The sequence below is a fragment of the Actinokineospora sp. genome, from assembly GCF_050699995.1.
Taxonomy (GTDB): Bacteria; Actinomycetota; Actinomycetes; order Mycobacteriales; family Pseudonocardiaceae; genus Actinokineospora.
The window spans coordinates 1-9,910 of the sequence record NZ_JBOHGC010000569.1 but is presented as its reverse complement, the minus strand read 5'-3'; the positions used below and the strand labels follow the sequence as shown (position 1 = coordinate 9,910).

Below are 9,910 nucleotides of genomic sequence, written 5' to 3'. Positions count from 1 at the left end.
TCCCGACGCCTTCCTCGGCCTGATCGGTCAGATCCGCGCGGCGGCGCCGCGGGCGGGGATCCGCTCCAATGTGATCTGTGGCTTCCCGGGCGAGACCGACGCCGACCTGACCGTGCTGCATGACTTCCTGGTGGCCGCGGAGCTGGACGCGGTCGGGGTGTTCGGCTACTCCGACGAGGACGGCACGGAGGCCGAGAACCTGGGCGACAAACTCGACGCCGACACCATCGGCGCGCGCGTCGCCCGGATATCCGCGCTGGTCGAGGAGCTGACCACGCAGCGCGCCGAGGACCGCATCGGCTCGGAGGTCGTCGTGCTCATCGAGCGCGAGGAGTCCGAGGACGAGGACTGCAGCGGCCGCGCCGCCCACCAGGCCCCTGAGGTCGACGGCGAGTGCGTTGTGGTCGACGGCGAAACCGGCCCGGCCGTGGAAGACCTGGTTGTCGGCGACCTGGTGCGCTGCCGCGTGATCGACAGCGAGGGCGTCGACCTGGTCGTCGAGCCGGTCGCGGTCATCCCGCGCGCGGCGGTGGCGTCCCCATGAGCCCGGCCGCGACCGGCGACGACGCGCCCGCCGCCGAACCGACGCGGCCGGTGCTCCCGGAGCCCACCCAGGTGCCGGTGCTCAACATCGCCAACCTGCTCACCCTGTCGCGGCTCGCTCTTGTCCCGGTGTTCCTGGTCGCGCTCTTCACCGGCGACGGCCACGACACCACGTGGCGGCTCATCGCCACCGCCGTGTTCGGGGTCGCGTCGGTCACCGACCACGTCGACGGCTGGCTCGCCCGCAAGCACGGCCTCATCACCGACTTCGGCAAGATCGCCGACCCGATCGCCGACAAGGCGCTGACCGGGGCCGCGCTCGTCGGGCTCAGCGTGCTCGGCGACCTGCCGTGGTGGGTGACGCTGGTCATAGCCGCCCGCGAGATCGGCGTGACCCTGCTCCGCTTCTGGGTGATCCGCCAGGGCGTGATCCCGGCGAGCCCCGGCGGCAAGCTCAAGACGCTGACGCAGATCCTCGCGATCACGCTGTTCCTGCTGCCGCTGCCCGCGGGCTGGCTGGTCGTCGCGTGGACGATCATGGGCGTCGCGATCGCCCTGACCGTCGTCACCGGCGTCGACTACGTGGTGCGCGCGGTCCGGTTGCGCGCACTCGGTAAGCGCGCCGTCGGATCATGACCCCGTTGGCGCTGGTCCCCGGTCTGACGGCGGAGCCTGTCGCCGTGTTGATCGACCGCCTGCGCGAGCGCGGCGAGACTGTCGCCACCGCCGAGTCACTCACCGCCGGACTCCTCACGGCCGTCCTGACCAGCGTTCCCGGCTCCAGCGCCGTGGTCCGCGGCGGGCTTGTCGTCTACGGCGCCGACCTCAAGTCGTCCCTCGCCGGAGTCGACGCGGCGCTCCTCGCCAGCAACGGCCCGGTCGACGCGGACGTCGCGGTGCAACTCGCCGCGGGGGCCCGCGAGCGGTGCCGGGCGAGCATCGGGATCGGGCTCACCGGCGTAGCCGGACCGGACCCGCAGGACGGTGTGAGACCCGGCACGGTGTGGGTGGCGTTGATCAGCGCTCGCGGCCCGAGCGTGGCGCTGCTCACGCTCTCCGGAGATCGCGAAGAGGTCCGCGCGGGCGCTGTTCGAGGTGCGCTGGACCTGCTCAAGGCCGATCTCGATACGCTCATCGAGTGAGGTTGTCGTCACGAAGCGTGCCTGACATGATCACGTCCGAAACCAGCGAACCGGCGTCCACCAGGGAACATTCGATCCTCTCCGATCGTTCGCTCTTGGCGGACTACCCGCAAAGGCGCTGCGTTTCGTCGGCGTCAGTCGGTAACGTTGTGGAGGAGACGGCCACGCGTTGTCCCCGAGCCGGTCACCGACCGGGAAGGGAACGGCGTTCGGACTGGTTCCGCAGGAGGAAGGGAGGTGCGCGATGACCGTGCTGTTGCGAGAGGCGATCGGTGATCGGCTCCGACACGCCCGCACCAACCAGCAGCGCACGCTGCGGGAGGTCTCCCGCTCCGCGCGGGTCAGCCTGGGCTACCTCTCCGAGGTAGAACGCGGGCGCAAGGAGGCCTCCAGTGAACTCCTGGCCGCCATCTGCGACGCCCTCGCCCTGCCGCTGTCGGAACTGCTCCACAAGGTGGCCGCCGACATCGGCGCGCTGACCGCGGTGGAACACTCCATGCCGGAGCAGGCGGCCGTCGAGGAGTCCACCAGGCAGGCGGGCCCGCGGGCCGCTGCCGAGGGCGGCAGGCTGGTCCCGGCGATCGTCGGGGAGAACCTGGCCGATCTGCGCATCCAGCCGGCGCTGTCGCACCGGATCGAGACCTCCCTGGGCGGCACCAGGGCGGGCGCGGTGTTCGCCGCCTGACTCGTGTGGGTCATGGTCGCGATCGCGGCCGCGGTCGTCGTGGCAGCGGCCATTCCCGTGCTGACCGGCGCGCACCGCCGTCCCATGGGCGCGCCCGTTCGGGTACGGGCTGATTCCGCGACCGCGCGGTCCCGGCGGCTGCTCGCCGACATCGACGCCGTCGCCCTGAGATCCACAACGCTGGGCCCGGTCCGCCGTGCCGCGGCGGCGCTCGTCTGCGCGATCGAGCGCGCCACCGACGAATCCGCGCAGGTCACAGCCGTGGACGGACTCCGCGCGGTCCGCGCCGACATCCGCGGGTCACACCCGGATCCCGCGGCGTTGGCCGCCCGTTTGGCCGCGCTGACCGCGGCCCTGGTCGGGGATCACCCGCAGAGCGGGTCCGGGGATCAGGGTTGATCTCCGAGGGAACCCTGAAATCTGCTGGGTCTGGTGGTACGGCTTCCACGCACCTGACACGATGGAACCCACAACGGTGCCGGAGCGTTGCCTCTTCGTTGGCGGCGCGGACCCCAGCGGGGTCCGCGAGGGGTCGCGACGCGGCAGCGGGTCCAGTGATCCGGCAGGTACGAAGAAGGCAGGCGGAGGAGATGGCCAACCCGTTCGTGAAGTTCTGGAAGTACCTCATGGCGTCGTTCTCGTCGAAGATCGACGAGCACGCCGACCCGAAGGTGCAGATCCAGCAGGCCATCGAGGAGGCGCAGCGCGCGCACCAGGCCCTCTCACAGCAGGCCGCGGCGGTGATCGGCAACCAGCGCCAGTTGGAGATGAAGCTCAACCGCCAGCTCGGTGAGGTCGAGAAGCTGCAGTCCTCGGCGCGCCAGGCGCTCGTGCTCGCCGACGAGGCCCGGTCCAAGGGCGACGAGCAGAAGGCGACGCAGTTCGAGAACGCCGCGCAGTCCTTCGCCACTCAGCTCGTCACCGCCGAGCAGGGCATCGAGGACCTCAAGACGCTGCACGACCAGGCGCTGCAGGCCGCGGGCGCGGCCAAGACCGCCGTCGAGCGCAACGCGATGGTCCTGCAGAACAAGCTGGCCGAGCGCACCAAGCTGCTCAGCCAGCTCGAGCAGGCCAAGATGCAGGAGCAGGTCTCCAAGTCGCTCAACCAGATGAGCGAACTCGCCGCGCCGGGCAACACCCCGTCGCTCGAGGAGGTCCGCGACAAGATCGAGAAGCGGTACACCACCGCCCTCGGGTCCGCCGAGCTCGCACAGAACTCGGTGCAGGGCCGGATGATGGAGGTCCAGGCCTCCACCACGGAGATGGCGGGCCACTCGCGGCTCGAGCAGATCCGCGCGTCCATGGCAGGCGGCAAGGTCGCGGGCGAGGTCACCAGCGGACCGGCGGCGGCGGCGACGCCGACGGCCAACATCCAGGCGGAGATCCAGCAGCGGGTGGCCCAGGAGCAGAAGGCCAATCCGCAGGCCGGTTCCTGACCCGACGATGACGGGGTCGCGCAGGCGCGAGCTGATCAAGCTCGGAGAGTTCGTAGGCCAGCACGTGCGCGGCCCCTACGCGGACCAGATCCGCGGCACCCTCGCCAAATGGCGTGACCCGCGGGCCAAGGCACTGCGGCTGCGCCAGAAGGCGGCCAGGCGGACCAGGCTGTGGACCGCCACCGGTGTCACCACCGGTGGCGGCGCCGCCGTCATCCAGACCGCCGTCGAATCACCCGGCGCGACCCCAGGGGTCCTCATCGGCGCCACCGTCATCGCCGGCTTCATCGCGGTCAAAGCGGGCCTCGAGTCGCGGCGGCTGCACCGGCAGCCGCTGCCGGAGCCGATCCGCGTCCCCGCGCCACTGCCCGCCCGAGGCTCCCAGGCCCGCGAACCGATGCGCCGCCTGGAGGAAGCCGAGGACACCCTCCACGAGCTCCTGTCGCAGCTCGCACGCGGCGCCATGGTCCCGGCCGACTCGGTCGACCAGGCCCGCCGCACCGGAGCCGACGCGGCCACCGCGCTGCGCGCCACCGCCGCCCAACTCCACGCCGTGGAACGCGCCCGTGACCACGCCCCGCCATCCGACCGCGCGGCCCTCTCCGACGGCGTCCGGCGATTACGGACCCACCTCGACGAGGGCATCGACGGCTACTGCCGCCTGGTCGGCGCCGCGGGCCACGCCCTGGCCGCCAGCACCCCCACTCATGGCCGCGCCGAACTCGTCGACGCCACCGACCACCTCGCGGGCCTCGCCCACGCCCTGCGCGATCTCTCGTGACCCATCGAAGACAGCTGCGGCGTCGACGCGCGCTCATGCAGTTCGCCTTGGCGTTGTTCCTCATCCCGACTCTGGTCTTCCGGCTCACCGAGGCGACCGACCAGCTCAAAGCCCTCGCCCACGCCCTGCGGGAGCTCGCACCGGACGTCTGACCTGTGCCCGATTCGGATCGCGGGGAGCCAACCGGACCGGACGTGCGTCCGACTGGCGATAAGGGGGCGATATGACCGACCGAAGCCAACTGCGGCGCCGACTGCTGCGCACCCGGATCTTGATGGCCCTGTTCCTCATCGCGGCGGGCTTTTTCCTGCTGCGCGTCCTCAGACTGTGGCTCGGCTTCGACGCGGCGGCCGACACCGACGACTTCGACAGCGCCTTCGCCGCGACCTTCGTCCTCGGACTCCCCGCCCTGGCCTGCTGGGCCCACCTGAAAACCCTGGACGACGCCCTGTCGGCCGAAGACGAACAACCGCGCCAGAAAGACGCCGGATAGCCGCCCGACCGGCACGCCCGCCTGTGCCCGTGATCACTCCCGGCCCCCGTCATGGCCCCTCGACTTCACCGTCTCCTCCTCGACCGACGAGAACCGTCGAGAATCGACCCGAGGGGAGCCCGCCGTGGACACGATCAACCCGGCAGCACTGCGCGAGACCGTGGCTGAGCGCGTCGCCGAGGCGGCTGCCTACGAGGACCGGTTCTGGGACATCGTCGACAACAGCCACATCGACCGCGACCGCGCCTCCCGCATGCTCGACGTCGCCGTCGAGTGGATCGGCACCGGTCGCGGCCACGTCGTCGACCCCTACGCGCTCGCCCTGTCCTGGATGCCTGCCTGAGCGCAACCGCCGCCCCGCCTGTCACTAGGGCATCTGTGTGAACATCACGGTGTCGTATCGACTTGGCGACTACCTGCTGTGGCACCATGCACCGACAAATCCCGGGCGTGGGTGGAGGCGGCATTGACGGTGTGGTCCGTGCACGGTGACGGCCGCCGCGTCCGTGATGGCGACCAGGTCGCGCCCAACGAGCGGCTGAGCTGGCCGCTGACCATCGGGCTCGGGCTGCAGCACGTCGCCGCGATGTTCGGCGCCACGGTGCTGGTGCCCGCCCTTACCGGTTTCCCGGTGACGACCACGCTCCTGTTCTCCGGCGTCGGCACCCTGCTGTTCCTCGTCATCACCCGCAACCGCGTGCCCAGCTACCTTGGCTCGTCGTTCGCGTTCATCGCGCCGCTGATGGCCACCCGCGACGAAGGCATGGCCGCTCAGCTCGGCGGCGTGCTCACCGCCGGTCTGCTGCTCATGGGTGTGGGCGTCGCGGTCAAGGCGCTCGGCGTGCGGCTGCTGGACTCGGTCATGCCGCCGGTCGTCACCGGCGCGGTCGTCGTCCTGGTCGGTCTCAACCTCGCGCCCACCGCGACCCAGTCGTTCGCGAAGCAGCCGGTGGTCGCCGTCGTCACCCTCGCCACGATCCTGATCTGCGGCGTCGCCCGCGGCTTGCTCTCCAGGGTGTCGATCCTGGTCGGCATGCTGGTCGGCTGGGCGTTCGCCGTCGCCACCGACGCGCTGAGCGACGACCGGATCGCCGCGCTCGCCGCCGCGCCCTGGTTCGGCCTGCCCGAGCTGAGCGGCCCGCAGCTGCGTCCCTCGGTGGTCTTACTCGTGATCCCCGTGGTCATCGTGCTCGTCGCGGAGAACGCGGGGCACGTCAAAGCCGTCGGCACCGTGACCGGCCGCAACCTCGACGGCAGCGTCGGCGACGCGCTCATCGCCGACGGCCTCGCCACCACGCTCGCGGGCGCGGGCGGCGGCTCGGGCACGACGACCTACGCGGAGAACATCGGCGTCATGGCGCTCACCAAGGTCTACTCGACCGCCACCTACGCCGTCGCCGCGCTGACCGCCATCCTGCTGTCCCTGGTCCCGAAGTTCGGCGCGCTGGTCAACACCATGCCCGACGGTGTCCTCGGCGGCGCCACGCTGCTGCTCTACGGCATGATCGGCCTGGTCGGCATCCGCATCTGGATGGCCAACAAGGTCGACTTCACCGACCCGGTCAACCAGCTCGTCGCCGCCGCGGCCGTGGTCGCCGGGGTCGGCAACCTGACCATCGCCATCGGCGAGCTCAAGATCGAGGGCATCGCCTGGGGCTCGATGTTCATCGTGCTGGCCTACCCGCTGCTGCGCTGGTGGCGCGGCCGCGGCGACGAGGTCGACCAGGTCACCGTGCGGCGACCGCGCGGTTGATCCGGCGCACCAGCGGCGGTCCCTCGTAGATGAACCCGGTGTAGAGCTGCACCAGGGTCGCGCCCGCGTCGAGCATCCGCAGCGCGCCGTCGGCGTCGAAGATCCCGCCGACGCCGATCACTGGCAGCCCGCTCTCCTTGTGCACGAAAGCCACGACATCGCGTGCCCGCTCGCTCAGGGGCCGCCCGCTCAGGCCACCCGCCTCGGCGCCGGTCTCGATATCGGACGGCGCGAGGCCGTCACGGCTGAGCGTGGTGTTGGTGGCGATGATCCCGTCGACCCGGTGGTCGGCGCAGACCTGCAGCACCTCGCCGATCGCGTCGTCGGTCAGGTCGGGGGCGATCTTGACCAGCAGCGGCTTCGTCGACTCCCGCCGCAGCTCGCCGACCAGCATGTCCAGCGCCGCCCGGTCCTGCAGCCCGCGCAGCCCGGGGGTGTTGGGCGAGCTGACGTTGATCGCGAAGTAGTCGCCGAACTCGTGCAGCGCGCGCAGCGAGTGGCGGTAGTCCTCGACGGCCTCGTCGACCGGCGTCACCTTGGACTTGCCGATGCTGATGCCCAGCGGCACCCCGACCGGCCCGGTCGCCCGCAGCCGTGAGGCCAACGCGTCGGCGCCCGCGTTGTTGAAGCCCATCCGGTTGATGATCGCCTCGCTGTCACGGAGGCGGAAAAGGCGCGGCTTCGGGTTACCCGGCTGCGGGTGCTGGGTGACCGTCCCGACCTCCACGAACCCGAACCCGAGCGCGGGCCACGCCCGCAGCGCGTGCCCGTCCTTGTCCATCCCCGCCGCGAGCCCCACCACGCCGGGGAAGTCCACACCGAACGCGCGCACCGTCTTCGACGTGCCGAAATAGTGGCGCAGGACGGACACGGCGGGGCGCACCTTCGCCAGGCGGGCCAGGCCTGCCATCGTGCGGGTGTGGGCGATCTCGGGATCGCCGCCGCCGAGTTTGAACAGGGTGCTTCGAGCTAGCTGCTGGTAGACCACGTCCACATCGTGTCACCCGCCCGGTTCGGCCATGATGGTCGGTGTGAGCGTCGACGACTTGTACGGGCTGCCGCGGGAGGAGTTCATCCCCGCCCGCCGCGAACTCGCCCGCCAGGCCAGGGATGCGGGCGACAAGGAGGGTGCGGCGGCCATCGAGAAGCTGGCCAAGCCCACCACGGCCGCCTGGCTGGTCAACCAGTTGGCGCGCGAACACCCCGACGAGGTCGAGTCCCTGATCTCCCTCGGCGACGAACTGCGCGAAGCCACCGGTAACGCGTCGGGTTCGGAACTGCGGGCCCTGACCCGGCAGCGCACCGAGCTGATCGGCAAACTCGTCGGCCTGGCAGGCGGCACCAAGCTCACCGACGCGATCACCCGCGAACTAGAAGACATGTTCACCGCCGCCGTCGCCACCCCCGAAGCCGCCGACGTCCTGCGCGCGGGCCGGATCACCACCGCACGCGACCTCGCCATAGCCCCCACCTGGCCCGGCCTGACCCTGTCACCGCCCACCAAACCCGCCGCCAAGAAGCCTGCGGAGAAACCCAAGCCCCGCGCCAAGGCCGACGACGAACGCGCCCGCAAGGCCGCCGCCCGCCAAGCCCTGGCGGAAGCGAAGGCCCAGGTAAAAGCCGCCGAAGCCGAACGCGCCGCGGCGGACAAGGCGATTCGCAAGGCCGAGGACGCGGTCACCGCCGCCGAAAAACGCGTCCGCGACCTCAACACGGAACTCGACGCCGCCGAAGTGGCCGAACTGGAGGCCCGCCGCACCCTCCAGTTGGCCCGCCGGGACGCTAAAGAGGCCGAACGGGCAGCCGGACTCGCCTGGCGCAAGATGCAGCAGGTAGAGGAAAGCTCAGCGGACTGACGCCCGGCCCGAGATTCCGGTGCGATCTGCGCGGATCACCCGATTGGGTGCGCACTGGTCTCGCCTGACATGCGATCCTAGGCATATACGCCCCGGAGTGGAATGGAGGCACACGGTGAGCATGTTGAGGCGACTGGTCAGCGCGTTCAAGGGCGGCTGCTGCGGGTGCTCGAATTGCACCGGCAAGGGATGCGGCTGCTGCGGTTCGTGCTGATGGCTCAACCAACCGAGCACGTCGAGTGGGTTCGGGCGGCGATGGTCGACGCACTCGGCGTGCCCGAAACCGGTGGTTTCGTCGACATCACACCGGAGATGTTGACCCACGCCGCCGAGCAGACGCGCAAAGGCACCCTCACCTGGCTCATCGCGTCCGCCAAGGACGGTGACGTGGAAGCACATGTGTGCGACGGCCTATGCGACCGTGCCTGACCTGCTAACGAACGCCCGGATGGGACTACCGCGATCGCGCCAAGTCCGATCATCGGCCAAGCCCCACGAATGCGCGTCGGTCCCGAGCACAAGTGCCTCACGACGGACGAGCTATACGCTCAGGGCGTTTGGTACCGGGCGAGGGATCGACTTGCGCTGTGGGGCCGATGTCGGCGGCCCAGGCAGGTGTGCTTCGCGGTCCGGTAGATATCTTGACCAAGCGCGCTGTACCTGTCCGCCGTCGACCGCCCGATGCCTGTTTCAGCAGGTCGGACGGCCAACGGCGGAGAAGTGTTATTCGAGGTAGTCGCGCAGCACCTGCGAGCGCGACGGGTGGCGCAGCTTCGACATCGTCTTCGACTCGATCTGGCGGATGCGCTCACGGGTCACCCCGTAGACCTGCCCGATCTCGTCCAGCGTGCGCGGCTGGCCGTCGGTGAGGCCGAAGCGCAGACGCACGACGCCCGCCTCACGCTCGGACAGGGTGGCCAGGACCGACTGGAGCTGGTCCTGCAGCAGGGTGAACGACACCGCGTCCACGGCCACGACGGCCTCGGAGTCCTCGATGAAGTCGCCGAGCTGGCTGTCGCCCTCATCGCCGATGGTCTGATCGAGCGAAATGGGCTCCCGGGCGTACTGCTGGATCTCCAGCACCTTCTCCGGGGTGATGTCCATTTCCTTGGCGAGCTCTTCTGGCGTGGGCTCGCGGCCCAGGTCCTGGAGCAGCTCACGCTGTATGCGGCCGAGCTTGTTGATGACCTCGACCATGTGCACCGGGATGCGGATGGTGCG

The 9,910-nt window shown here is 70.4% G+C and carries 14 protein-coding genes and 1 pseudogene; 13 read left to right on the top strand and 2 right to left on the bottom strand.

The annotated features are described in order from the left end of the window. From ACRDSQ_RS27585 to ACRDSQ_RS27535, 11 genes and pseudogenes are all read left to right on the top strand, one after another. A pseudogene (locus ACRDSQ_RS27585) lies at window positions 1-544 on the top strand (30S ribosomal protein S12 methylthiotransferase RimO); the annotation flags it as partial. Then, a complete protein-coding gene (gene pgsA, locus ACRDSQ_RS27580; RefSeq protein WP_431425017.1) occupies window positions 541-1,179 on the top strand; it encodes a CDP-diacylglycerol--glycerol-3-phosphate 3-phosphatidyltransferase in 639 nt (212 codons plus the stop codon). The pseudogene ACRDSQ_RS27585 and the gene pgsA, both read left to right, overlap by 4 nt. Beyond that, window positions 1,176-1,685: a CinA family protein gene (locus ACRDSQ_RS27575; protein ID WP_431425016.1), complete on the top strand. Its 510-nt coding sequence runs from the start codon at window positions 1,176-1,178 to the stop codon at window positions 1,683-1,685. The genes pgsA and ACRDSQ_RS27575 overlap by 4 nt, the downstream gene beginning before the upstream one ends. A 244-nt stretch (window positions 1,686-1,929) precedes the next feature. Continuing rightward, the gene (locus ACRDSQ_RS27570; RefSeq protein WP_431425015.1) at window positions 1,930-2,370 is read left to right on the top strand and encodes a helix-turn-helix domain-containing protein; all 441 of its coding nucleotides are present in this window, start codon (window positions 1,930-1,932) and stop codon (window positions 2,368-2,370) included. A gap of 12 nt (window positions 2,371-2,382) precedes the next feature. After that, the gene (locus ACRDSQ_RS27565; RefSeq protein WP_431425013.1) at window positions 2,383-2,769 is read left to right on the top strand and encodes a hypothetical protein; all 387 of its coding nucleotides are present in this window, start codon (window positions 2,383-2,385) and stop codon (window positions 2,767-2,769) included. Window positions 2,770-2,960: 191 nt separating this feature from the next. Beyond that, complete coding sequence (locus ACRDSQ_RS27560) at window positions 2,961-3,806, top strand: PspA/IM30 family protein (RefSeq protein ID WP_431425011.1); 846 nt, start codon at window positions 2,961-2,963, stop codon at window positions 3,804-3,806. A 7-nt stretch (window positions 3,807-3,813) separates the two neighbouring features. Then, entirely contained in the window at window positions 3,814-4,587 is a 774-nt protein-coding gene (pspM, locus tag ACRDSQ_RS27555; RefSeq protein WP_431425009.1) for a phage shock envelope stress response protein PspM, read from the top strand. After that, window positions 4,584-4,739 (top strand): hypothetical protein, encoded by a 156-nt coding sequence (locus ACRDSQ_RS27550; protein WP_431425007.1) that lies wholly within the window; start codon window positions 4,584-4,586, stop codon window positions 4,737-4,739. The genes pspM and ACRDSQ_RS27550 overlap by 4 nt, the downstream gene beginning before the upstream one ends. A 71-nt stretch (window positions 4,740-4,810) precedes the next feature. Further along, complete coding sequence (locus tag ACRDSQ_RS27545) at window positions 4,811-5,080, top strand: hypothetical protein (RefSeq protein ID WP_431425006.1); 270 nt, start codon at window positions 4,811-4,813, stop codon at window positions 5,078-5,080. Window positions 5,081-5,204: 124 nt separating this feature from the next. After that, complete coding sequence (locus ACRDSQ_RS27540; protein ID WP_431425004.1) at window positions 5,205-5,423, top strand: hypothetical protein; 219 nt, start codon at window positions 5,205-5,207, stop codon at window positions 5,421-5,423. A 129-nt stretch (window positions 5,424-5,552) separates the two neighbouring features. Next, on the top strand, window positions 5,553-6,833 hold the full coding sequence (locus ACRDSQ_RS27535; RefSeq protein ID WP_431425019.1) for a uracil-xanthine permease family protein: 1,281 nt from the start codon (window positions 5,553-5,555) through the stop codon (window positions 6,831-6,833). On the opposite strand, the gene ACRDSQ_RS27530 is transcribed toward ACRDSQ_RS27535, so the two are convergent. After that, window positions 6,808-7,821: a quinone-dependent dihydroorotate dehydrogenase gene (locus ACRDSQ_RS27530; protein ID WP_431425002.1), complete on the bottom strand. Its 1,014-nt coding sequence runs from the start codon at window positions 7,819-7,821 to the stop codon at window positions 6,808-6,810. The genes ACRDSQ_RS27535 and ACRDSQ_RS27530 overlap by 26 nt on opposite strands. Before the next feature lie 43 nt (window positions 7,822-7,864). Here ACRDSQ_RS27530 and ACRDSQ_RS27525 point away from each other — a divergent pair, with 43 nt between their 5' ends. Together ACRDSQ_RS27525 and ACRDSQ_RS27520 are read left to right on the top strand one after the other, a co-directional pair. Beyond that, the gene (locus ACRDSQ_RS27525) at window positions 7,865-8,689 is read left to right on the top strand and encodes a hypothetical protein (protein ID WP_431425001.1); all 825 of its coding nucleotides are present in this window, start codon (window positions 7,865-7,867) and stop codon (window positions 8,687-8,689) included. Between the two features lie 102 nt (window positions 8,690-8,791). Then, window positions 8,792-9,118 (top strand): hypothetical protein, encoded by a 327-nt coding sequence (locus ACRDSQ_RS27520; protein ID WP_431425000.1) that lies wholly within the window; start codon window positions 8,792-8,794, stop codon window positions 9,116-9,118. Between the two features lie 294 nt (window positions 9,119-9,412). Here ACRDSQ_RS27520 and ACRDSQ_RS27515 read toward each other — a convergent pair. Next, window positions 9,413-9,910, bottom strand: a 498-nt coding sequence (locus tag ACRDSQ_RS27515; protein WP_431424998.1) for a sigma-70 domain-containing protein, incomplete at its 5' end; no start/stop codon positions are given.